This window comes from Moraxella sp. FZLJ2109 (genome assembly GCF_024296965.1).
GTDB lineage: Bacteria > Pseudomonadota > Gammaproteobacteria > Pseudomonadales > Moraxellaceae > Moraxella.
Genome location: NZ_CP101112.1, coordinates 193,897 through 218,378, shown reverse-complemented (window position 1 = coordinate 218,378; position 24,482 = coordinate 193,897). Strand labels below are relative to the sequence as shown.

Sequence of the window (24,482 nt, the reverse complement as noted above, 5' to 3'; positions counted from 1 at the left end):
GCTCTCAATCTATTTAAACTCGTAAATTCTTTTGTAGTCGTGCCACGCCTTTGGATGCGATTAGACTGATGATGAAGTACACCGCACCTGCACCAAGGATGTAATATTCTAAATAGCCCATCAGCTCGCCGCGTACATATGCCGCACGGAACAGATCGACCAGACCGACGGCAAATACCAGCGTCGTATCTTGGAATAAAATGATCGATTGTTGCAGTACCAGTGGCAGCATCTTGCGAAATGCTTGTGGCAAAATCACCAAGCGCATGGTCTGAGAATAAGTCATACCAAGGGCTTTGGCGGCGTTGATTTGACCTTTGCCAATCGACTGAATGCCTGCGCGGACGATCTCGGCAAAGTACGCCGCTTCAAACATGATAAAGGCAATCGTACAGCTGACGAATTTTGCGTCAATGGTCAGATAATTGCCGGTCACCATGCTGTACATCATCGGTACGGCAAAATAAAACCACAAAAGCACCAATAGCAGCGGCACAGAGCGGAAGTAATTGACATAAATCTTGGCAGGAATGGCAAGCCATGATTTGCCCGATAAGCGCATCAAAGCAAGAATCGTGCCGAGTGTCAAGCCGCCAATCACCGCCAAAATCAGTACCTTAAAGGTGATGGCGATGCCCGACAGCAAAATTGGCATGGCGGTTTGTAATTCATTAAGCATGGCTACCCCCATCGATTTGACCTTTGATTCTTAGTTTTTTCTCAAGGGCGATCATGCCGTAGATGAGCGTTAGGTTGAATGCCAAATAAATCACAGTGGCAAAGGTGTAAACTTCAAAGCTGTTTTGGGTGTATTCGCTGATGGTTTTGGTTTGGCTGATCAGCTCGGTCACGCCCACAAGTGATGCGATCGATGCGTTTTTAAAACAGTTGGTCAGCTCTGAGCTTAGCGGTGGTAAAATCACGCGAAACGCCTGTGGCAAAATCACATAGCGATAAGACTGCGCGGTGCTAAAGCCAAGGGCGGCAGCGGCATTGGCTTGACCTTTTGGCAAAGACTGAATGCCTGTACGCACCTGCTCGATGATACGAGCAGCGGTGAATAGCCCCAGACCGATGGCAGCAGAGATGGCGGCTGATGTGTTTGGTTCAAGCCCATACCAAAAGGTGCGAAACCCTTCGGTCAGCAGATTTGGCATGACATAGAACCAAAAGAATAACTGCACCAAAAGCGGCACATTGCGGAAAAAATCGACATATACTTTGGCAATGGTCTGCGCTGTTTTGCTCGGTAGTGTACGCATGATGCCAAGCACTGTACCAATCACCATGGCGATGATCCACGCACTCGTGCCGATGATCAATAGCCATTTAAAACCCGTGACCAGCCAATGCCAATACAGCTCATTGCCAATCCCAGTCGATTGCCAAAGTACATTCCAATTCCATTGATAATTCACAAAAATTACCCCTTAAAAAGATAACACAAACCCAAAATCAGCACCGCAAATGGGTGCTGATTTGGTGTAGATTGGGTAGGGATTATTGCGCAGGTGCTGGCTGATCGTGTGGTGCAGCAAGCAGTGCTTTTAGGTTGTCCGACATCGGGAACTGCATATTGACATTCTTCGGTGGGATCGGTTGAGTGAACCACTTGTCATAGATGCTGTTGATCTCGCCTGAGCTGTACACTGCTTTTAGGGTGTCATCAACCAAACCCTTGAATTCAGCATCGCCTTTACGAACCATACAGCCATAGATTTCAAATGATTGTGGCTCACCAACGATGTGCCATTTTGCAGGATCTTTGGCTTTGGCTTTTTCGCCCGCTAGTAGGACATCGTCCATCATAAAGGCTTTGGCGCGACCATTTTCAAGCATCAAGAACGCTTCGCCGTGGTCTTTGGCTGAGATGATGTTGATATTCAGCTTTTTCTCATCGTTGAATTGACGGATATAACGCTCAGAAGTCGTACCTGCGGTGGTGACCAGGGTTTGATCTTTAAGATCTTCAAAGCTGCTGATACCAGAATCAGTTGCGGTCAATAGACGCGTACCGATTTCAAAGAAACCTACTGAGAAATCCACTTGTTGTGCGCGCTCGGCGTTGTTGGTGGTTGAGCCGCACTCAAGATCAACAGTACCATTTTGCACCAATGGAATGCGCGTTTGTGAAGTCACTAGGTTGTAGCGGACTTTCAGATCAGGCATTTGTAGCTTTTCTTTGACCGCTTCCACGACTTTTAGCTGTAGGTCGTGCGCATAGCCGACAGGTTGGTTTGGATTATCCGCGATATAAGAAAATGGGATAGATGAGTCGCGATGCGCTAGTACAATCGTACCTGATTGCTTGATTTTTTCCAAAGTGCTTTGGGTGGCAGCGGCAGCTGGGGCGGCATCCGCACCTTGAGCGGCTTGTTCGGCAGGTTTTGAACAGGCACTCAGACCAACAGCGGCAACCATCGCTAGACCCGTAGAAAGAGATTTTAATTGAAACATGGATAATATCCTTATAACTGACGGTGGGATATGCAAACACGCAATATGATCAGCGTACACATTGCGGCATACCAAGGGTAAAAAATTTCCTTAAGCATTACAATAATGTAATTTTTGAGTGAATGCAATAGCTAAGACAAGTAATATAGACAACTTTTTTGTAACATTTTTGAAACAATTTACTGATTGGCACAAAAAAATCCACCGCATTCGATGGATTTTATAAAATGTAAATTTATTAAAACTAACTTAAATTTGTTAAGATAATGATAAAAAATTCGCTATTTTATCAGTAAATTGTATAATAAATTTACAATTGATAATCAATAATCACTGGAGCATGATCGCTGAACCATTGATCTTTATACACCCAAGCGCCGATGGTGCGCTCTTTCCAATCAGGTGAGCAGGCTTGATAATCAATCCGCCAGCCAACATTCTTAGCACGCGCTTGACCGCGATTTGACCACCATGAATAGATGTCGGCATCATGGCGCACCACGCGAAAAGTATCGACATAGCCAAGCTCATCATAGATGTGATCAAGCCATGCGCGCTCATGCGGCAGACAGCCTGAAGCTTTTTGGTTGCCTGACCAGTTTTTGATGTCGATGCGCTTATGCACAATGTTATAATCGCCGCAGACGATGATGGATTTGTGCGCGTCACGCCATGCTTTTAGAATGTGGCGATACTCTTCTAAGAAGTGATCTTTGCGCGCTTGGGCATCGTCGCCTGATGAGCCTGATGGCAGATACAGCGATGCGATGTGAACGGGCGTGTCAATCCCATGCGCGGATAAATCAAAAGTGGCGGTGATGAATCTGCCTTGGCTGTCGGCAAGCTCAAAGCCCAAGCCATCTGTAACGCTCACGAAAGGCAGGCGGCTATAAATCGCCGTACCTGCATAGCCTGCGCGCTCGGCAGGAAATAGGTGGGTGTGCCAGCCATCGGGTTTGAATTTATCTGTCCACTGCTCATGGGTGATACGCGATTCTTGGATGCAGACAACATCAGCATCGGATTGGTCAAGCCACTCAAAAAAGCCTTTTTTCTCGGCAGAACGCAAGCCATTGACATTGATCGACACCACGCGCAGTACTTTGGCAGGGTTATCATAGATGGCTTTGGATGGCACGACATCGTTAGGCTTGACATCAAAGCTTGGCTTTTCGCCTGATGCTTTGGGCGCGCCTATGGTGGCGGATTTTGCCACGCGTTTGGGCTTGATGGCGGTGGGTTTTTCTGTTTTTTTGGTCGTTGCAGATTTTGTTGTTTTGGGGCTTTGTGCAGCAGTCTCGGCGGTTTTGGAATTTAAAATAGATTTGGGTTTATTTAAAATGGATTTTACAATCATAATAACAAATTTTAATAATATTTAATAAAAAAGGGCGAACACTTGCCCTAAAGCTTGGAAGGTCAGTTTTGGATTTGTTCATCCAGTAAGGTTTCTTCGCTGGATTTCCAGTTGTACGCGCCGTACAGCACCATTTGCATTTGGCGAGTGCAGCGGTGAAGCATGGTTTGTTTCTTAGATTCTAGCTCTTCTTTACTTGGACGGTCTTCTTCGTCCAAAAATTCAGGCATATAAGTCAAATCCAGCCAATCGATAATCCAAGAAAAAGACAAATTTACGCCAGTTTCGGCAAGCAAATAACGATCTTCGGCACAAATATGCTCAAAGGCAGGCTGCATGCCAAGGTCTTCGCTCATGATCTTGGCAAAAGTGGCAATCTGCTCACTGATAGCACGGCGCACCGCTTCAGAGCCGCCAAAGCGTTCGGATGCGATGAACTGCCAATAGCGTGGCTGAGCATTGACCGCCTTAAAAAACAGCTGCACACTTTTGGCAATCTGACGATCAAAGCTGCGCTTACGCCCAAGCTGCATATGCTCGCGCAACATGGCAAGCGCACCGCCAAGCTCATCTTCGACCAAGGCTTTACCAAGGCTTTCCATGTCATCAAAATGTCGATAAAATGCCGTCGGCACGACACCCACTTCACGCGTGACTTGGCGCAAGCTGATCGAGCTGTAGCCCTGACCGCTCATGCACAGATCTAGCACGGCATTAAAAAAAGCTTGGCGGGTTTGGCGTTTTTTTTGTTCACGACTGGTGGATTTTTCGACGCTCATGGATTATCCCTAAGATTTGAGTGAATGACTGTATATTATCTTTAAAATCATCTGCGCTTGCAAGTGTTTGGCGATAATTCAGCGAAAATATCCGAAAAATTTTCCCAAAAAATTGTATGAAGCTGTGTTTTAAGACAAAAATCCACTCATTGTGCAATGAATGGATTTAAGGTTTGTTGAATCAAGATTAACTTAGCTTTTTCTGCTGCAGTCAAGCAAAACGGCGTTGTCTGCGCCAGTGACTTTGATTTTATCACCTGCAACTGTCATCGCCATGCTGCCGCCTGTGATGCCATCATCGGTGGTGTAGCGGTTGGCATTGGCTGGGTCTTGGTTCAGGTCGTATTCGATGTCATCGGTCGTTAGGTGCGCTTCCATCTCGCCTTCGTGGTCATGGATTGCAAGATAGACGGTCTTATCGCCGCATTGATAAGCATCGCCCGCGTGCGCATGGTCGTGTCCTGCGTGATCGCCATGATCATGTCCTTCGTGGTCGTGACCTTCATGATTTTCGCTTTCATGATCATGACCGTCGTGTGCATCATGCTCGCCGTGTTCATCGGCTTTGTCTTCTGCTTTAGCGGCATCTTCTGTGGCGGTATCAGCTTGGGCGGTGGCGGCAGGCTGTGCGTCGTTTTGTGCGGTTTTGGCGTCGTCGCTTGGCTTTGAGCACGCTGCTAGTGTAAAGGCTGCAAATAGGCTCGCCAAAATGATTTTTTGATTTTTCATGAATAACTCCAACTTTGAAAAGGTGATAGTATAACCGAAATGATAAATGATAATCAATCTTAGCAATAAAAAACCATCATATTTATAACAATTGATTTTGTAAGATGGTATAAACATCAAAAAATCCACCAAGCCAATGACTTGATGGATTGATGAAACGCTCAATGATCACACATTGAATCTAAAGTGCATCACATCACCGTCTTGGACGATGTAGGTTTTGCCTTCTAAGCGAGATTTGCCCGCTGCGGCTGCGCCTTTTTCGCCGCCATGCTCGATGAAGTCATCATAGCTGATTACTTCAGCACGGATAAAGCCGCGCTCAAAGTCGGTATGGATCACGCCAGCAGCTTCTGGAGCGGTTGCGCCGACTTTCACCGTCCATGCGCGTACTTCTTTGACACCTGCAGTGAAGTAGGTTTGTAGGTTTAATAGCTCATAGCCTGCGCGGATGACGCGGTCCAGACCTGCTTCTTCCATGCCTAGGCTTTCTAGGAATTCTGCTTTGTCCGCTTCGTCCAGTAGGGCAATTTCAGCTTCGATTTGGTTGCACAGTGGGACGACGATGGCGTCTTCTGCTGCGGCAAATTCACGCACTTGGTCTAGGTATGGGTTATTTTCAAAGCCACCTTCTGAGACATTAGCGATGTACATCACAGGTTTTAGGGTGATTAGACCATAGCTTTTGATCAGTTTGCGCTCATCATCATCGACACCGGCTAGGCGCGCAGGCTTGCCATCGGCTAGGAATGGCTCGATTTTTTGGAATACAGCCAGTGCTGCTTGTGCATCTTTATCGCCGCCTTTGGCTTTTTTGTTTAGGTTGGTGATGGCGCGCGTGACGGCATCAAGATCAGCTAGGGCAAGCTCGGTATTGATGGTCTCGATGTCTGATAGCGGATTAACACGACCATCGACATGGATGACATTATCATCATCAAAGCAGCGCACCACATGGGCAATGGCGTCGGTCTCGCGGATATTGGCTAGGAACTGGTTGCCCATACCTTCGCCTTTTGACGCGCCCGCAACTAAGCCTGCGATATCCACAAACTCCATACTGGTTGGGATGGTACGCTCAGGATTGACGATTTTTGCTAAGGCTTTTAGGCGTGGATCTGGCACAGGGACGATGCCTGTGTTCGGATCTTTGGTACAAAATGGGAAGTTTTCCGCTGCAATGCCTGCTTTGGTCAATGCATTAAAAAGGGTGGATTTGCCGACATTTGGTAAGCCGACGATACCGCAGTTAAAGCCCATGATAGTCTCTTTTGTGTTGAAAATTTAACAAGGATAATCTGATTATTATAGCAAATGTTTATTGGCTTTCCTACTATTAAGCAAACAAATCCAAAAACAAAAGCCCCCGAATCATCGAGAGCTTTTGAAAACAGATGCTTAAGATCAGTGATCTGATGCACCTGAGATGCCGATACCAGTCATCGAGCGGACGAACTGCTGATCGAAGGCTTTCTTATCTTGCTCAGCGCGTGCTGATTTGTCAGTGACTGAGAACAGCCATGCGCAGATGAATGAGATTGCCATTGAGAAGATCGCAGGGTTGCTCATATTGATTACGGGTTCAGTGCCAAGACCTAGCGTATCCACCCAAACTGCTTTGGTCAGACCGATTAGGATCACCGCACTTACCAAGCCTGCAAAGCCACCGATCACCGCACCGCGTGTGGTCAAGCCTTTCCAGAACATAGACAGTACAAGCACTGGGAAGTTTGCTGATGCTGCAACCGCGAAAGCCAGACCTACCATGAACGCGACATTTTGTTTCTCGAACAAGATGCCTAGGATCATTGCAAGAACTGCCAAGCCTAAAGTTGCGATTTTTGACATCTTAAGCTCAGATTCTGGCGTGGTTTTGCCTTTGCGATAGACATTGGCGTATAGGTCGTGTGAGATCGCTGACGCACCCGATAGGGTCAAACCTGCCACAACCGCCAAGATGGTCGCGAAAGCAACAGCTGAGATGAAGCCTAGGAATAGGTCACCACCGACAGCGTGACTTAGATGGATCGCTGCCATGTTGCTACCGCCTAGTAGTTCAAGGTTGCCAGTGATAACCATCTTGGCTGCATCAAGATACGCTGGGTTTTGAGCGACAAGCAGGATCGCACCAAAGCCGATGATGAAAGTCAGTAGGTAGAAATAGCCGATGAAGCCAGTTGCCACGACGACAGATTTACGCGCTTCTTTAGCGTCAGATACAGTGAAGAAACGCATCAAGATGTGTGGCAGACCTGCTGTACCGAACATCAATGCCAAACCCAGTGAGATTGCATCCAGTGGGGTTTTAACAAGACTGGTTGGGCCCATGATTTTCGATGCTTCTTCTACGCTGATGTTGTGGACATTTGAGAACACTTCGATAGACTGCGCGAACATACCAGAGAAGCTAAAGCCCACATGGTTCATGACCATGAACGCCATGAAAGTTGCACCTGATAGCAGCATCACTGCTTTGATGATCTGTACCCAAGTGGTCGCAAGCATACCGCCGAACATCACATATGCCATCATCAATAGACCAACGATCACAACGGCAATGTTATAGTTCAGACCAAATAGCAGTTTGATCAGCTGACCTGCGCCGACCATCTGTGCGATCAAGTAGAAAGCAACAACCACAAGCGAGCTATAGGCTGCCATCTTACGCACAGGATTTTCATCTAGGCGGAATGACACCACATCCGATAGGTTGTATTTGCCAAGGTTGCGCAGGCGTTCAGCGACTAGGAACAGAACGATTGGCCAGCCAACCATAAAGCCTAATGAATACAACAGACCATCATAGCCTGAAGCGAATACCATCGCCGAAATGCCCAAAAAAGATGCCGCTGACATGAAGTCACCGGCAATCGCAAGACCATTTTGGAAACCTGAGATGCCGCCACCTGCGGTGTAGAAATCTTTGGCAGAAGTGGTTTGCTTGGCTGCCCATTTGGTGATGAAAAGGGTGAAGCCAACGAAGATGGCGAACATGATGATCGCTGTCCAGTTGGTCGCTTGTTGTTCGGCTTCGCCTTCTAGTGCAGCGGCAAAGACTGGGCTTGACATTAGGCTGCCAAGCAAGGCATATCCCGCCAGTTTAAATTGGGTGAGTTTCATTTTGACACTCCTTTGTCAAAGGCGATGGCTTCCACTTCTTCGATGGCTTCTTTGTTCAATTTATCAAATGAATTGTTCGCGATCGATGAATACACGCCGCACAATACAAATGAGATGACAATCACGCCAATGCCCAAAGGAATGCCCCAAGTGATCACACCGCCTGAGATCGAAGTGCGCAAAAACTCTGGATTGTAAGCAACCAGTAGGGTGAAACCGATGTAGATGAATAGCATTAAGACAGTCAAACTCCAGCTTAAGTTACGCTTTTTGGCGACCAGAGTTTTGAATTTGGGATTTTCAAGAATGCTCTTGACTTGAGCTTCGTTCATAACCTTTCTCCATGAAATAATTCGGCACTATGCCTACAGGTTATAATGAAAAAGAGATAATCATTTATCCCTATTATCAAACACTGAACTGTATTTGGAATAAAATATTTCAAAAATACCGCAAATAAATCAATGGCTTATCATGGAAATGGTGAAGTTATGATTCTTAACCAAACTCTCAAGTCATTGCAGATTTATTGTAAAGCAAACAGAACAAATGTTTCAATAACATTGCCATACTACCACAACAAAGTGAACAATGCTACACTTATTTTGTATAGACATTACAAAAATTTCCACTATTTTTAAAATAAATGGTAGTCATTAATTATAAGCAGCTTCGCAACGGTGATTTGATCAACACCAATACTGGTGCGACATCAAGAGAATAAGTTGTAATACAATTACATGACTTGGTAAAAATTATTTTTATATAAAGCACGCACAGGACTGTAAATTGTCCAAAAAAATTGCTATAATCTTTGTGATAATTTTCCCCTTAACCATTTAGCAAAAGGATGATCCCATGGCTATCGAACGTACTTTATCTATCATCAAGCCAGACGCAGTTGGCAAAAACCACATCGGCGAAATCGTTGCTCGCTTTGAAAAAGCTGGTCTTAAGCCAGTTGCGATGAAATACAAGCACCTAACTCAAGCAGAAGCAGAAGGTTTCTACGCTGAACACAAAGAGCGCGGCTTCTTCGCTGACCTAGTAGCTTTCATGACTTCAGGCCCAGTTGTGGTATCTGTACTAGAAGGTGAAAACGCAGTGCTTGCACACCGCGACATCCTAGGCGCAACCAACCCACAAGAAGCAGCTGCTGGCACTATCCGTGCAGATTTCGCAGTAAGCATCGACGAGAACGCGGCACATGGTTCTGACTCTGTAGCTTCAGCTGAGCGTGAAATCGCTTACTTCTTCGGTGCAGACGAGATCTTCCCACGCACTCGTTAATTTGTTATTTGTTGATCAAATTATAAATTACTAAAAATCCCTTGAGTAGTGATACTTAAGGGATTTTTTATTGCAAGAATAAGGGGTGAGAAAAACAGCTTGAATATCGCATCAAGCTGCTTTTGTTTTAATTAACGGTAAAATTTACGCGCGTTTTAGCACAGCCATCGCTACCGTTGCAATCAGGGCAGGGATGGCGATTGACCAGAAGTTCCATGCGTGCGGCAGATTCAATGACAACAAGAAACCTGTGATGATCGGACCTACGATCGCGCCGATGCGACTGACCGCCGATGCGCTACCGATACCTGTGGTACGGATATGTAGTGGATAAAACTGCGCAAGATAGCTGTACAGCAGAATCGATGTGCCGATGGTGGTTGCGCCTGCGACTGCGACTAGGCTATATAGGATAAATGGCGGTGAGTTGAACGCCAATGCCGAGATCGACAGTGCGGCTAGGGCGCACATGGTGACGATGACAGGCTTTAGGTGGAATTTATCTGCCAAGAAGCCGCCTGCGATCGCGCCGATCATCGCACCGATATTCAGCGCGAATAAGAATAGGATACTTGCGCCCAATGAGTAACCAGCTGATAGCATCAGCTTAGGTAGCCAACTTGACAGCGTATAAGTCATCAATAGGCACATAAAAAACGCCACCCAGAACATCAGCGTACCAAAGGCGCGACCTTCGGTGAACAGCTGCTTGAACGATGAGCTGCCTTGGCTTGCAGGCGGTGCGCTTGATTCTGCTAGGATTAGCAAAGCATCATCATTAACGGTCAGTGATGGCTCGACTTTTTTGATGATGTGGCGTGCAAGCCCTTGTTTGTTGTCCTTAACCAAATAGGTGAGTGACTCAGGCAAGAATTTCCAAATCAGCGGAAAGCCTGCCAATGGAATGCCTGCTAAGTAGAACATGATCTCCCAACCATAGTCTTTGACCAAGAATGAGCCAAGCAAAGCTGAGATGATACCGCCGACCGCATAGCCGCTGAACATGATCGAGACCATCGTGGCGCGTGATTTTTTCGGGGCGTATTCAGATGTCAGCGCGACTAGGTTTGGCATGACGCCGCCGATGCCTAAGCCTGCCAAGAAGCGCAAGATGGCAAATTCGGTCGGTGATGGCGCAAACGCACCTAAGAAAGTAAAGCCGCTAAAAAATGCCGTGCAGACCATGATGATTTTTTTGCGGCCGAATTTATCCGCAAGGCCACCAAAAATCATCGCACCAAACATCATGCCAACCAAGGCAGAACTTGCCAGCATCCCTGCTTGAACCGAAGTCAATGACCACTGTTCCATCAGTAGTGGTAGGGCGACACCATAGATGACCAAATCATAGCCATCAAAGATGATGACCAATAAGCACCAAAACAGAACTTGCCAATGAAAAGGCTGAAACCTTGCGTTGTCAATCACTTCATTGACATTGATGGTTTGAGACATACACTAAACTCCTTGTGTGGGTTTGTAGGCGGTTTGGTCATCAAACAGTGGAATGCACGAGTGCATTTCTTGGCTTGACAACCGTACAATAAACTGCTGACAAACGAATGCCTGCCAGCTAAAAAACCAGCAGAGCACAGCAAACATCCCTGTTGCTCCTGAAATAATATAACTTGGTATTGTACAGAGTTTAAAAATTTTGTAAATACAAAAAACGAAAATTTTTGACAAATTATTCAAATAAGCTTAATTGCTGGGCGTCATTCTGATCGCCGAAATTTGAAAAGGTCACGCCAACCAAGCGAATGGCAAGTGTGCGATCGACATCGCTGAATAATGCTGCGAGCCATTCATAGGCTTGCTCAGCGCTGCTGTAGGCTTGTTTTTGGCTGTGACTACGGGTGATTTGGGTGAAATTGGCGAATTTTAGCTTCAGTGTTACGGTGTGTGCGGTGAGTTTTCGCTCGGTTAAGATGGTAAAGGCATCATAGGTTTGCTTATGAATCGTGGATAAAATCACGGCGTCGTCTTGGGTATTTTCACCAAAGGTAATCTCAGTGCCGATGGATTTACGGATGCGTTCGGCATTGACGATACGCTCATCGATACCATGCGCGATGTCGTGATAATAGCGACCGCGCTTGTTGCCAAACATCTCAACAAGCTTTTCAAGTGGCATCATGCGAAGACTTCGCCCTGTATGAATGTCAATCTCGTGCAGGCGTGCACTACTAGTACGACCGATACCATGAAACCGCTCAATCGGTAGGCTGTCAATCAGTGCTTGGGCATGTTCAGGTGGAATGACGGTGATACCGTTGGGCTTGTTGATGTCTGATGCGATTTTGGCAAGCATTTTATTGTGCGAGACGCCAGCGGACGCGGTCAGACCTGTGGTGCGATGGATGTCTGCTCGCAAGCGTTCAGCAAGGGCGGTGGCTGAGCCAAAATCCTGCCAAACTGCACTGACATCCAAATAAGCTTCATCGAGTGAGACAGGCTCGACCAGTGGGGTGATGGCGTGCATCAAGGCTTGTACTTGGCGGCTGACAGTGCGATACACATCAAAACGCGGACGCACAAAGATGGCATGACGGCACAGCTGTCGCGCTTGGCTGCAGCGCATCGCCGAATGAATGCCAAATCGGCGTGCTTCATAACTGGCGGCAGCGACGACACCACGCCCATCAGGATCGCCGCCGACGATGACGGGCTTACCGCGCAGTGCTGGATTATCGCGCTGTTCGACACTAGCAAAGAATGCATCCATGTCGATGTGAATGATTTTTCGCATAAAACGCGCCATTAGCAAAAAGCGTATCATAATCGATACGCTTGATGAGAAATGGGATTAAAAATGTGCTTCTAAGCCGACATAAGGACCTTTGAACTCCGCCTTGTATGGAGTTTGCTCACCAAAGATGCTGCCTAAATACTTAACTTTGGTTTCGTCATAATCAACTGACAAGATACGATAGCCACCTTTTAGACCTAGGTCAAATACTGGAGTTTTGATAAAGTCATATTTCACTTCAGCTTGCGCATCAGTGGCTTTGACATTACTGCCCACGCCCACGCCCAGTTCGGCTTTGGCAGACAGGCCAGTGAATGGCAATTTTGCGCCCACAGATGCATATGCCATCGGCATGGTTTTATCCAAATCCATCGTGCTGCCGCCTGCGTATTTAACATCACCTGAGATGCGCTTTGCACCCAAGCCGACATCTAGGCTCACCACATTGTCCAGCAGTTCATAATAAGCGATGGCGTCAGTACTGGTAAAATCAATCTCATTACTACTGGTCAAAGTCGGCTCAGTGCTGTTCAATGACGCATAGCGCACGCGGACATTTGGCACAAGTGGCACGCCATGCTCAAAGCTTGCCGATGCCATAAAGTTGCCTTTGTCATCGAAATTGCGATCTTTGCCATCATCGGTGATGTCAGCAGAAGTGTGCCAATAGTTACCATCGACATATAGGCCGTACAAGGTATCAGCATGGGCGGTGGTCGCAGCAGTGGCTAGGATTAGGCTTGATAATAGTAGTTTTTTCATAATTTATATCTTTAAAAGTTATTAAAAAAATCATTTTGAAAAGCTGATCTGTAAACCATCTGTAAGCTGAAAAAGTGCCAAAAATCACCATTAGCTTGCAAACAGCTTCACAGACATTATGCCAAAGTTGCACCCACTGGCATGGTGTCAGGTAGGGTAATGACGGTCAGATTACCGTCTTTTTCTGCGGACAAGATCATGCCTTCAGAGATGCCAAATTTCATCTTACGCGGTGCAAGGTTGGTCACACAGACGACTTTTTTGCCTGTCAGCTCTTCAGGTTTATAAAACTTAGCAATACCGCTAAAGACATTGCGCGTCTTGTCTTCGCCGACATCTAGAGTGAATTGCAAAAGCTTATCCGCACCTTCGACAGAGTTGCACTCGATAACATGAGCAACTTTCATGGTCACTTTGGCAAAGTCATCAATACCGATGCACTCGCCATCGGTGGCGTCTTTTTTGGTTTTATCGGCTTTTTTATCGGTCTTTTGAGCTGATTTATCGGCGGCTTTGGTATCCAGTGACTCTTTAGAATTACTCACCATCGCATCAATTTTGTCTTTCTCAACGCGGCTCATCAGTGGGCTAAAGGCATTGATGCTATGACCAACAAGATTGGTGTGACGCGTATCAAAAGCAAGGCTATCGACATTCAAGAAAGTGCGTGCATTTTCTGACAAAACAGGCAAAATCGGCGCAAGATAAATCACAAGTTTGTGGAAAATATTCAGCGCAACGCTGCATACTGCCTGTACTTCATCGCTCTTGCCTTCTTTGTTCAATGCCCACGGCTTGTGTAGATCGATGTATTCGTTCGCCTTATCCGCGCACGCCATGATCAGTCGCGTAGCACGGCCAAATTCACGCGCTTCATAAGCTTTGGCAATCTCATCACCAGCGTCAATGATTTCTTGCACCAAGGCAGGTTCGGCAAGGCTGTCAGCAAGTTTACCGCCATTGTTCTTGTGGATAAAGCCTGCACAGCGACTGGCGATATTCACTACTTTACCGACCAAGTCCGAATTGACTTTTTGCATAAAGTCATCAAGATCAAGGTTAAGATCTTCGACACTTGCTGATAATTTACTTGCAAAATAATAGCGCAAATATTCAGGATTCAGATGCTCAAGATAAGTTTCTGCTTTGATAAAAGTACCGCGCGATTTACTCATCTTCTCGCCATTAACGGTCAAAAAGCCGTGCGCATTGATCGCGGTTGGTGTGCGCAGTCCTGCACCTTCTAGCATCGCCGGCCAAAACAGCGCGTGGAAATAGACGATGTCTTTGCCGATGAAATGATACAGTTCGGTTGTGCTGTCCTTTTTCCAGTATTCATCAAAATCAAGCCCTGTGCGATCGCACAGATTTTTAAAGCTTGCCATATAGCCCACAGGTGCATCTAGCCACACATAAAAATATTTATCAGGCTCACCAGCTGGGGTGTTTGGAATTTTAAAGCCAAAATATGGCGCATCACGGCTGATGTCCCATGGTGCAAGACCTGCGTCAAACCATTCAGACAGCTTGTTATAAATCGCTGATTGCAAGCGATTGTCGCCTTTTGTCCATGATTTTAGAAAATCTTCAAACTTTGGCAAATCAAAGAAATAGTGCTTGGATGATTTGACCACTGGCGTTGAATTGCTGAGAGTTGAATACGGGTTCTTCAGCTCAGTGGCGTTATAGGTGCTTGAGCAGACTTCGCAGTTATCGCCGTATTGGTCTTTGGCGCCGCATTCAGGGCATTCGCCTTTGACGAAGCGGTCGGCTAGGAATAGGCCTTTTTCGGTGTCGAATAATTGCTCAACATCTTTGGTAAAGATATAGCCGCCTTGCTCAAGCTTGGTATAAATCTCTTGGGAAAACTGCTCGTTCTCTGGGCTGTGCGTCGAGTAATAATTATCAAAACCGATATGAAAGCCTGCAAAGTCCTTTTCGTGCGATGCTTTGACAGTGGCGATTTGTTCTTCGGGGGTGATGCCGTTGGCTTCAGCCTTTAGCATGATGGCAGTGCCGTGCGCATCATCGGCGCAGACATAGGTGACGGTATGACCCATGGCTTTCATGGCTCGCACCCAAATGTCGGTTTGGATGTATTCGACCAAATGCCCTAAGTGAATCGGGCCATTGGCATAAGGCAAGGCACTGGTAACAAGAATTTTGCGATTGGCGCTCATGAATTTACCCCAAAAATTATTCGAATGAAAATCTGTCTATCATACCGTAAATCGGTAGAAAAATCATCTAAAATTCGTTGGTATGGTTGCTTGTTAATCATTTGGTTTAAGACACAGTCGCCATAGGGCAAGCAGGCTCATGATGAGCATGACAGCAAATAAATAAAACAGCTTGGGTGCGATGAGCTGGGTAGGGACACCCATTTGATTGAGCTGTACAAACATCTGAATGCCCTGTGTGCTCGGCAGAAGCTCGGCAAAACTGACAAGCCACTTTGGCATAGCAACAAAAGGATAAGCAAGCCCTGATAACAAAAACAGTGGCACAGATGAAAAAATCAACAGTTGCCCAACTCGCTCAGAGCGATCAAAAAATGATGACAATGCTGATGCGATGGCAATGACAGCACCAACAAAAATCGGTGTCGCAAGCACCATGCCCCAAAAATTGCCACCACGGGGATAGTCCTGCTGCCAAAACACAAAGCCATACAGATACCAGCTGGATAAAGTGCCAATCATTCCTGCTACGAGATATACAGAGATGAGTTGGCTGATGCGTAGTCTCCGATGTGTTTGTTGAAAACCGCAAATAAGCATACCGACACCAAGTAGTAGCGTCTGATGAACAATCAAAGGGGCTATGGCAGGAAAAACATAACTGCCATACCCGCTTGTGGTATTAAATAGCGGCTGTTTGTGTACAAGTGTCGGCAGCTGTAGATGGCTGATTTGAGTAAATTTAGCCATCTCGTCAAAAAGTACCTGTTCAAGCGAGCTGATCAGACCTGTGCTTACTGTCTGTGTTCTAAGTAAATAAGCCCCACTCAGATACAGTCCGATGCCGCCGGTTTCACCATGATGGATACTTTGGCTGAGTGTCTTTGGTAGGTATAAAATCCCTTCAGCGTGCATATTTCGTACTTGTTTTAGCGCTTGGGGTAGGCTGTTTGTGATGTCAATGACTTCAATATTTGGGCTGTGTGATGTGGTGCGGATGATGGTGTGGCTCAGTGCGCTTTGTTCTTCATCGACGATGATTAGGGGGAGCGCCTGTGCATGCTGAGCATGATAAGCGGTGGGATAAAAAATGCCATAAAAGCCGATTGAGAGTACCATCGTCAATAAAATAGAGCGGTTTTTTAGTATTGCAAGAAAAGTTGCGATGCAGTCTTGAAATAGCGTCAAAAATGCTTGCTTCATGATGATGTGCCTGTATCGGTGACTAGATTGTTGGCAATTTTGCGCACCAGCATCAAGCAGATGCCGCCAAAGAGAATGACAAATAGCAGTAAGATGAGTAAATTTGGCAACATAGACTGCCAAGGACTACCAATGATCCAACTTTGGGTTTGAAGCTTGGCAAAGCTAGTAAATGGAATGATATTTGACCAAAACTGCGTAAATATCGGCGCATTATTGAGCGGTAATGACACACCGGCAAAGCTCATCGATGAGCCGCCATAGACCGCGAGCAGCCCAAAGCTTTTGTTCGCATCACGAACAACTAGAGCAACCATAGCACCAAACAGTGCATAAGCACCATAAAATAGCACCTGCGCCATCATCAACCACAGTGCGCTACCTGCGATGGCATATTGGCGCACCCAAATCATCCAAGTAAGCCAAATTGCCGCCCACAGGATGATCACTAGCGTGTAAAGACTTATTTTACCAAGTAAAGCGGCAATGGGTGAATCCTTGAGCCAATCGCTAGCTGTGCCATCGGCAAATTCAATGCCTATGGCATACGCCACCAAACAGCTTAAGAGTAGATGCAATACTGCTGCCACCACAAACGGCGATAAAAATAGCTCATAACTTAGCGTGGGGTTGAATAAAATTGTCACCTTGACAGTGGGTAATGCCAAATGCAACGACGGTAGGGTGTTTACCAAATACGACTCACTTAAAAACGACTCTACACCTGATAGTGCTGCGGATGACATCGCTGATGCGCTACCACTGCCCATGCTGTATAAGGCTTGATTGTACACCAAAAGCAGTCCAGGATCGTCGGCATTGACCAAACGAGTCTCAGCATTTTTTGGGATATATAGATAGCCGCCGATGTCAAGTGTGTTGATGGCACGCTCGGCATCTTGTGGATTTTGGCTGACTGCGACGACATCCAGCGATTGCTGATGGCTGATATGGCGGATGATATGGTGGCTTAGCTCACTTTGATCACGATCGATGACCATGATGGGTAGATGTTCGGCTTTGGTATGGATGAACATACTTCCAAACAGCACAATCACCAATAGTGGTATGCCAAATAGCACAAACAAATCCCAACGGCTATCAGAGACTTTGCGCACTTCACGAAAAAAGCTGTCACAAAATCCTGTCAAAAATCGAGAAAATGCGGATGGCTTGGGTGAGTATCTCATAAAAAAGCTAAATGGCGACCATGATGTTGATGTACTTGATTCTAATGATTTAGTCGAATATCAAAAATGACACTCATGCCTGTGATTAGTCCATCGATTGGCGTGGTTGGTGTGAGTGTCACTTCAAAACTTCTGATGTCATAACCGCCGGTTTGCTTGTTGCTTTTGATGGTAGCAAACTCTCCTTCAGCGCCGATATGACTGATGCGAAAATCGACTTTTTTATCCAGCGCAGGGATATATCCCGTCAGAGTGTCGGCACTACGGATGCTTGGTAAGTAGTCTTCACGCACGCTTAGCAGCACATGTTCGCTTGGGTGAATCATGCTAATCACAGGGACGGCGATGGCGACAAGCTCGCTTGGTTTGGCATAGATTTTATTGATCGTACCATCAATTGGGGCGATGAGCGTTGTCTCTGCATCGAGCGCTTGTGCTTCGGCGACGGCGGCCTTGGCGATTTGCACCTGCGCATCGGCACTGGATTTGACTTCATCGCTACGACCATGTTTTGCCTTGAGATACTGCTGGTGTGCAGCTTCACTCATCTCAGCCGATGATGTCTTGGCTGCCATCATCTCATCACGACGCTGACGACTGATGACGCCTTGTTGATACAGGTATTCTCCCCGATTGGCAGTTTCGTGAGCGAGCTTGGCTTGGGCTTGCAGGCTTTGCCAATTGGCATATAGACTATCGGTATTTTCTTGGCGAGTGCCACGCATGGTTGCTTGCTGTGCTGCGAGTGCAGATTGTAAGGCGGCATCAGCCTGTTGTTTTTTGGCTTCGATTTCTGGACTAATGAGCTTGGCTAGTATTTCGCCTTTTTTTACCATTTGTCCTTCTTTGACATAGATGGCATCGATGCGACTTGGTAGTTTGGTGCTTAGGTTGACGGTTTCACCATCAACTTCCCCCTGCAAGGTGATGATGTCATCGCCCACGAGTTTGTTTTTGGTTTTGGCGATAAACCCATTAGATTCATTGGCTGGGCGTGGTGCAGTGCTAGTATCTTCATAGCTTTTTAGCAGTCCATAAGCAATGAGTAGTAGTAGCGATGCGATCAAGACTGCCACTAATAAAATCACGATGGGTTTTTTGTTTCGTTTTTTATAAGTGGCATCAGCTGCTTGCGTTTCGCTACGCTCGGTGATTTGGGTTTCGTCTGTCTGCTTTGAAGGTTTGAGTGTTTTGGTCATGGCGATAGTGTATGATAATTATATAGTGTATGATAATTATATAGTGTATGATAATTATAAGGTGATGACATCGGCCCGATGTAGATAGTGGCTAAACTGATCAAGCTCGCCTGTGTGATGAAGTAAATTTGCTAATGCCATCACATAGCGATAAGCATTCGTCGCCATCTCGCTTTCAACTTGTTGTAATCGAGTCTCGGCATCGACGACATCAGCGACAGTACCAAATCCTTCTTTAAAAGCAAGTCTTTGGATGCGCAGATTTTCGATGGCTGCGGATTTATTTTGTGCAAGTAGCGACTGTGTGCGCTGCGCATGTTGCAGCTCTAGATAGGATAGGTGCATGGCACTTGTTAAGTCGGTCGTTGCTTGTGTGGCGCTTAAGGCAGCGGCTTGTGCTTGCAGGTTAGCTGCTTGAATTTTGGCATCACGATCAAGCCCAGAGTATAGCGTGTAATTGGCAGCAATACCGACGAACCAGTCACCGTCATCAGGTGTGTATTCACCTAAGGCGAACACTTTGGGTTTTTTGGCGGATTTTGCCAAACCGACACGCTCATTGGCAAGCTCGATATCTTTGGCAAGTTTTTGACTGGTGGGCGCATTGGTGTTGAGCTTATTTACCAAGCTATCCCAATTTGGCTGCAAGGTGTGATTGATAAATAATGGCGTCGTAAGTGTGCTGATGTGCTGACTGTTTAATAAGCTTTGTAATTGAAACAGGCTTTGTTCATAAGTTAGAGTGCTATTTTGGTACAGCTGCTGAGCGTGATTGCGTGCCACTTCAAATTGCATCCGTTGACCACGACTGATAAAACCCACTCGCTCAAGTTGATGTGCATTATTGACATGAAGTTGCATCGCATCATATTGTGCTTTTGCGCTGTGCTGTAATGCTTGTTGTAATTTTGCACCAAAATATAAGCGAATCAGATTGAGTCGCTCAAGCGAAATCTGCTCAAGTTCAGACAATGATTGACGCTGCACACCAAGTTTGGCGATTTGTTGACTGCTACGAATCGCACCACCTGTATAGATTGGCATGGTGACAGCGATACTTGGTGTGAATGAGCTGTCTTTTGCATCAAGATGTACTTCGTTTGGTAGGCGAGAGATGGCACGATTTAGTAGTGTATGTGTTGTCGTATTGACAATTTCTGCATTGATGGCGTCCGGACCCAGATTGCCAAGATTGGCACTTTGTTGATCAAGCTGCTGACCAACATCTTGAGCCAGCTGATTTTTGAGTGCTTGCGTTGAGATATCAGCGGTCTGATGATAGCTAAGCGCTCGCATATTAAGCGATACCGTCGGCCTGCCCAAACCCTGCACGGCTTTGGCTTCTTGTTCGCTAGCTTGGCTAAGCAATGCCGATGCCTGTACACGATTTGACTGTGTGAGCAGGTCGGATTCAGCCTGCTCAAAGCTATAACTGTACGCTGTTGTCGATAGGCTTGCAATGCCAATTAGGACACCAATAAATTGTGCACAAAGTTGCATAACTCTCACCACTTGAATAAAATTTCAATACAGACAATAAGAATAATCTAATCCAAGATGCGTAAGGTTGCACCTTTGCTTGATGGCTCGTTGTCGGTAGCGTCATCAGATGCACTATCTGCTTGCTCGGCTTGATAGCCGTCATATTCTGCTGGGTCAAAAAATGCCCCGTGTTCAGGGTCTTCTTTGGCATAAATACCCATCAAAGCAGGCATTGGAATCCACAGCTCTTGTGAGACGCCACCAAAGCGCGCCGAGAAGCTGATGGCATCGTTATCAATCAGTAGATTGTGCGTGGCTTGATAGCTCATGGCAAGCACTAAGCGGCCATCTTGCGCGTATTGTAGCGGTGCGACGACATCAGGGTGCGTGGCATCAATCATGATATAGGCAGTGAACTCGTTGTCTTCTAGCCATTCGTGGAAGGCACGGATAAGATAAGGGCGTTTTGGGCTTGGGGTAGTCATGGGAAATCCTTGTATTGTAAACTATTTTTAAAACTTGGTCGTTCAAAAAGGCGAGTTTGATAATCTAATAAAGGGCGGCATAGGTGATTTGGTAGCATAATCCCCATTTGTGGTAATCGCCACAGCAGCGGTGCAAGAATCACATCGCACCAGCCGAACTCATCAGACATAAAAAACGCCGTCCGCCCAAAAATCGGCGATAGGGTAATCAGCGAATCTGACAGGCGTTTTTTGGCAAGTTGTGCATCATCTTGGCTGTAGCTGTCAGGGTGGGTAAGCAGGGTGTAGGCGTCTTTAAGCCAATCTTGCTGTAGCCGCCAAGCCAGTAGCCGAATCTGTGCGCGCTCTTTTGGGGTGGCAGGCAGTAGGCGTGGAAACTGATGGCGCTCTTCTAGATATTCAAAGATGACATTGATCTCATACAGCGCGACATCGCGATTGGCAAGCACGGGCAGGGTGTGATAAGGGTTAAGCTCAATCAGTTCTTCGGGCCGCTCATCATCGATCAGCTCAAGCGTGTAGTTAAGATGCTTTTCTTCTAGCAATAGACGCACCAAATGGCTATTGAGCCCTTGGTCGGCATAGAGCACGAACTGTGTTGGTGGTAATTGCGAAAGATTGGTCATTGGCTATCGATGTTAAAATTTTGTCTTAGTTTATCAAAATTTAGGGGGAATGTGTGAAATTTTCAAGTCGGATAATCATTTATCAATAAAAAAAGACCGATTGCAATCAATCGGTCTTGGGGTGTCAAAGTGTCTTATTTGACATCTTTCCAGAATTCTTTGTTCAGTAGATATACTGGAATCAAAAGAATTAATAGGAATAGAATGACGAATGCACCGTAGATTTTGCGATCGTGGCGGACAGGCTCAGCCATCCATGCCATGAAGTTCACAAGATCACCAACGCGTGCTTCGTATTCTTCTTTACCAAGCTGCTCTTGTAGGTTATGCAGAACATGTGGCATTGCAGCGTTTGCTAGTACCAAGTTGTTCGCACCCCAAGGACGGCTTGGGTCTTCATAGAAGCTTAGTAGGTAAGTATATACCCAGTCATCACCACGCAGACGCGTTTCTAGTGATAGATCTGGTGGCGGTGCACCGAACCAGCTGGCTTGTAGTTCAGGATCAATGCCTGCAGTGATGTGATCACCGATGGCATTAGATGTCACCATCAAATACTTCTCAACCAACTCAGGTGGAATCTCAAGGTCTTGAGCCAGACGCGAGTGGCGGACATACTGTGCGGTATGGCAACCAACACAGTAGTTCATGAACATTGCCGCACCGCGTTGTAGCGAGCCTTTGTTGGTCAGGTCAATCGGTGCTGTGCTGCACTGAAGTGTCGTCACTGTGCCGTCAGCTTCAGTATAAGTACCACAGCCTGCACCACCTGCAGCCATTGCGCTTGGGCTTGCCATTACGGCAGCGGTCGCAAGAGCGGCACCTGCACCAAATTTGGCTAGAGTTTTAAAAGCTTTCATTAGTGACCTCCGGTAACACGCTCAGGTGGTTGTTTGCATTTTTCAATTGATGTGTAGAACGGCATCAATAGGAAGTACAAGAAGTAAAGTACAGTACAGATACGACCAACGATCGTCGCTGTTGGGCTAGCAGCTGTACCACCTAGGTAGCCTAGGATAATGAAGCTGATTACGAAAATCACCAAAGCGATTTTTGATAGAATGCCCTTGTAGCGGATAGAGCGTACAGGTGAACGATCTAGCCATGGTAGTACGAACAATACAGCAATCGCAGCACCCATCGCGATAACACCACCTAGCTTGTGCGGTACAGCACGAAGGATTGCGTAGAATGGCATATAGTACCAAACTGGTGCAATGTGTGGTGGAGTTTTTAGACCGTTAGCAACTTCGAAGTTTGGTTTTTCTAGGAAGTAGCCGCCACCTTCTGGTACGAAGAATACCACAGCGAAGAAACAGATGAAGAATACCACGATACCAACCATGTCATGCACGGTGTAGTATGGGTGGAAAGGTACGCCATCTAGTGGTACGCCGTTTTTGTCTTTTAGTTTCTTGATGTCGATACCGTCTGGGTTGTTCGAGCCGACATGGTGCAGTGCCACCAAGTGCATGAATACTAAACCAACCAAAACCAGTGGAATCGCGATCACATGCAGAGCGAAGAAACGGTTCAAAGTGATGCCAGAGATCAGGTAGTCACCACGCACCCACTCAGCCAGACCATCACCGATGAATGGAATCGCAGCAGGTAGGTTCAAAATAACCTGTGCGCCCCAGTATGACATATTACCCCAAGGTAGCAGGTAACCGAAGAAGCCTTCTGCCATCAAGCACAGATAGATGCCCATACCGATCAGCCATACAAGCTCGCGTGGTTTCTTATAAGAACCATATAGTAAACCACGGAACATATGCAGATAGACGACAATGAAGAATGCTGATGCGCCAGTTGAGTGCATATAACGGATCAGCCAGCCGCCTTTCACGTCACGCATGATGTATTCTAGCGATGCAAATGCACCTTCAGCACTTGGGTTGAACATCATGGTCAGCCAAATACCAGTCACCAATTGGTTCACTAGTACGACCATTGACAATACGCCGAAGAAGTACCAAAAGTTAAAGTTTTTTGGCGCATAGTACTTCGACATATGATATTCATAAGTCTCAGTCGCAGGGTAGCGTGCATCTACCCAGCTCATAAATTTCTTAGCAACGCTCATGATTATGCCTCCCCGACGGTCAAGATGGTGCCATCAACGCTATAGATAGGCACTGGTAGGTTGGCAGGAGCAGGAACGCCACTATAAACACGACCCGCCAAATCGTACAATGAACCGTGGCAAGGGCAGAAGAAACCACCGTACCAGTCTGCGCCGCCTAGGTCGGCAGCGCCGACTTCAGGACGGAATGTTGGTGCGCAGCCCAAATGCGTACAAACGCCTTCTACCACCAATAGATTCGGGGTAATTGAACGCGTGTCGTTTTTGCAGTTGTCTGGTTGAACAGATTGCTCTGAATTTGGATCGCTCAGTTTTGGGGCTACCTTAGCAAGGTTGGCAACCATTTCATCAGTACGCTTGACGACGAAAATTGGCTTACCGCGATACTTAACAGTGATCATTTGTCCATTTTCGATGCCTGAGATGTCTTGAACGACAGCAGCACCAGCAGCTTCAGCTTTGGCGCTTGGGTACCAAGAACGAACAAAAGGGGTGGCGATCGCGCCAACACCAGCTGCACCGACGGCAGCAGTGGTCGCGATCAGGACTCTACGGCGCTTAACATTCACGCCTTCGGCATGGCTCATTAAATCTTCCTCCAGAATAAAGAATGGGAATATCCCATACTGGGTGTGTGGTTATGATAAAACACTTTTATCAGAATTTCCACAATTGCTGTGCCTATTTTTACAAATATGACTATTTTAAGCTATTTTTGTAATAAAATAAATTCTTCTATTGCTAAGATATGCAAAAAAGTCGCAAAAATTTTCAGGATTTTACAAAAA

General features: G+C 46.4%; 23 protein-coding genes. 1 reads left to right on the top strand and 22 read right to left on the bottom strand.

What is annotated here, in order from left to right:
- Positions 1-13: 13 nt before the first annotated feature.
- From NKU06_RS01050 to NKU06_RS01010, 9 genes are all read right to left on the bottom strand, one after another.
- Positions 14-679, bottom strand: coding sequence for an ABC transporter permease subunit (locus NKU06_RS01050; protein WP_254731689.1), 666 nt, complete (start codon positions 677-679; stop codon positions 14-16).
- The gene (locus NKU06_RS01045; protein ID WP_254731687.1) at positions 672-1,418 is read right to left on the bottom strand and encodes an amino acid ABC transporter permease; all 747 of its coding nucleotides are present in this window, start codon (positions 1,416-1,418) and stop codon (positions 672-674) included. The genes NKU06_RS01050 and NKU06_RS01045 overlap by 8 nt, the downstream gene beginning before the upstream one ends.
- A gap of 82 nt (positions 1,419-1,500) precedes the next feature.
- Positions 1,501-2,457, bottom strand: coding sequence for a glutamate/aspartate ABC transporter substrate-binding protein (locus tag NKU06_RS01040; protein ID WP_254731685.1), 957 nt, complete (start codon positions 2,455-2,457; stop codon positions 1,501-1,503).
- Positions 2,458-2,767: 310 nt separating this feature from the next.
- A complete protein-coding gene (locus NKU06_RS01035) occupies positions 2,768-3,595 on the bottom strand; it encodes an exodeoxyribonuclease III (RefSeq protein ID WP_371928028.1) in 828 nt (275 codons plus the stop codon).
- A 281-nt stretch (positions 3,596-3,876) separates the two neighbouring features.
- The gene (locus NKU06_RS01030; protein WP_254731683.1) at positions 3,877-4,593 is read right to left on the bottom strand and encodes a TetR family transcriptional regulator; all 717 of its coding nucleotides are present in this window, start codon (positions 4,591-4,593) and stop codon (positions 3,877-3,879) included.
- Between the two features lie 192 nt (positions 4,594-4,785).
- Positions 4,786-5,322 (bottom strand): hypothetical protein, encoded by a 537-nt coding sequence (locus NKU06_RS01025; RefSeq protein ID WP_254731681.1) that lies wholly within the window; start codon positions 5,320-5,322, stop codon positions 4,786-4,788.
- Between the two features lie 168 nt (positions 5,323-5,490).
- Positions 5,491-6,582 (bottom strand): redox-regulated ATPase YchF, encoded by a 1,092-nt coding sequence (gene ychF / locus NKU06_RS01020; protein WP_254731679.1) that lies wholly within the window; start codon positions 6,580-6,582, stop codon positions 5,491-5,493.
- Between the two features lie 144 nt (positions 6,583-6,726).
- Positions 6,727-8,391 (bottom strand): cation acetate symporter, encoded by a 1,665-nt coding sequence (locus NKU06_RS01015; protein ID WP_253224594.1) that lies wholly within the window; start codon positions 8,389-8,391, stop codon positions 6,727-6,729.
- A gap of 47 nt (positions 8,392-8,438) precedes the next feature.
- Positions 8,439-8,774: a DUF485 domain-containing protein gene (locus NKU06_RS01010; RefSeq protein ID WP_254731677.1), complete on the bottom strand. Its 336-nt coding sequence runs from the start codon at positions 8,772-8,774 to the stop codon at positions 8,439-8,441.
- A gap of 526 nt (positions 8,775-9,300) precedes the next feature.
- On the opposite strand from NKU06_RS01010, the gene ndk reads away from it, so the two are divergent.
- Positions 9,301-9,732 carry a nucleoside-diphosphate kinase gene (gene ndk, locus NKU06_RS01005; RefSeq protein ID WP_253223967.1) on the top strand — a complete coding sequence of 144 codons (432 nt, stop codon included), beginning with the start codon at positions 9,301-9,303 and terminating at the stop codon, positions 9,730-9,732.
- Positions 9,733-9,876: 144 nt separating this feature from the next.
- Here the strand turns inward: ndk and NKU06_RS01000 are convergent, their stop codons facing one another.
- From NKU06_RS01000 to petA, 13 genes are all read right to left on the bottom strand, one after another.
- Complete coding sequence (locus NKU06_RS01000; RefSeq protein ID WP_253223966.1) at positions 9,877-11,187, bottom strand: MFS transporter; 1,311 nt, start codon at positions 11,185-11,187, stop codon at positions 9,877-9,879.
- A gap of 232 nt (positions 11,188-11,419) precedes the next feature.
- Positions 11,420-12,481 (bottom strand): DNA polymerase IV, encoded by a 1,062-nt coding sequence (gene dinB / locus NKU06_RS00995; RefSeq protein WP_254731675.1) that lies wholly within the window; start codon positions 12,479-12,481, stop codon positions 11,420-11,422.
- Positions 12,482-12,538: 57 nt separating this feature from the next.
- Positions 12,539-13,243 (bottom strand): TIGR04219 family outer membrane beta-barrel protein, encoded by a 705-nt coding sequence (locus NKU06_RS00990; RefSeq protein ID WP_253223964.1) that lies wholly within the window; start codon positions 13,241-13,243, stop codon positions 12,539-12,541.
- Positions 13,244-13,359: 116 nt separating this feature from the next.
- Positions 13,360-15,423, bottom strand: coding sequence for a methionine--tRNA ligase (metG, locus tag NKU06_RS00985; RefSeq protein ID WP_254731673.1), 2,064 nt, complete (start codon positions 15,421-15,423; stop codon positions 13,360-13,362).
- 93 nt (positions 15,424-15,516) lie between these two features.
- On the bottom strand, positions 15,517-16,626 hold the full coding sequence (locus NKU06_RS00980; protein ID WP_254731671.1) for an ABC transporter permease: 1,110 nt from the start codon (positions 16,624-16,626) through the stop codon (positions 15,517-15,519).
- Positions 16,623-17,816, bottom strand: a complete 1,194-nt coding sequence (locus NKU06_RS00975; RefSeq protein ID WP_254731669.1) for an ABC transporter permease — start codon at positions 17,814-17,816, stop codon at positions 16,623-16,625. Before NKU06_RS00975 ends, NKU06_RS00980 begins: the two co-directional genes overlap by 4 nt.
- Before the next feature lie 41 nt (positions 17,817-17,857).
- Positions 17,858-19,015, bottom strand: a complete 1,158-nt coding sequence (locus NKU06_RS00970; RefSeq protein WP_254731668.1) for an HlyD family secretion protein — start codon at positions 19,013-19,015, stop codon at positions 17,858-17,860.
- A 54-nt stretch (positions 19,016-19,069) separates the two neighbouring features.
- Complete coding sequence (locus tag NKU06_RS00965; protein ID WP_254731666.1) at positions 19,070-20,515, bottom strand: TolC family protein; 1,446 nt, start codon at positions 20,513-20,515, stop codon at positions 19,070-19,072.
- Positions 20,516-20,562: 47 nt separating this feature from the next.
- Entirely contained in the window at positions 20,563-20,982 is a 420-nt protein-coding gene (locus NKU06_RS00960) for a stringent starvation protein B (RefSeq protein ID WP_254731664.1), read from the bottom strand.
- Positions 20,979-21,608 carry a glutathione S-transferase N-terminal domain-containing protein gene (locus NKU06_RS00955; RefSeq protein WP_254731662.1) on the bottom strand — a complete coding sequence of 210 codons (630 nt, stop codon included), beginning with the start codon at positions 21,606-21,608 and terminating at the stop codon, positions 20,979-20,981. Before NKU06_RS00955 ends, NKU06_RS00960 begins: the two co-directional genes overlap by 4 nt.
- Before the next feature lie 134 nt (positions 21,609-21,742).
- Positions 21,743-22,468, bottom strand: a complete 726-nt coding sequence (locus NKU06_RS00950; protein WP_254731660.1) for a cytochrome c1 — start codon at positions 22,466-22,468, stop codon at positions 21,743-21,745.
- A complete protein-coding gene (locus NKU06_RS00945; RefSeq protein ID WP_253224593.1) occupies positions 22,468-23,673 on the bottom strand; it encodes a cytochrome bc complex cytochrome b subunit in 1,206 nt (401 codons plus the stop codon). The genes NKU06_RS00950 and NKU06_RS00945 overlap by 1 nt, the downstream gene beginning before the upstream one ends.
- A 23-nt stretch (positions 23,674-23,696) precedes the next feature.
- The gene (gene petA / locus NKU06_RS00940; RefSeq protein WP_254731658.1) at positions 23,697-24,281 is read right to left on the bottom strand and encodes a ubiquinol-cytochrome c reductase iron-sulfur subunit; all 585 of its coding nucleotides are present in this window, start codon (positions 24,279-24,281) and stop codon (positions 23,697-23,699) included.
- Positions 24,282-24,482: the final 201 nt, after the last annotated feature.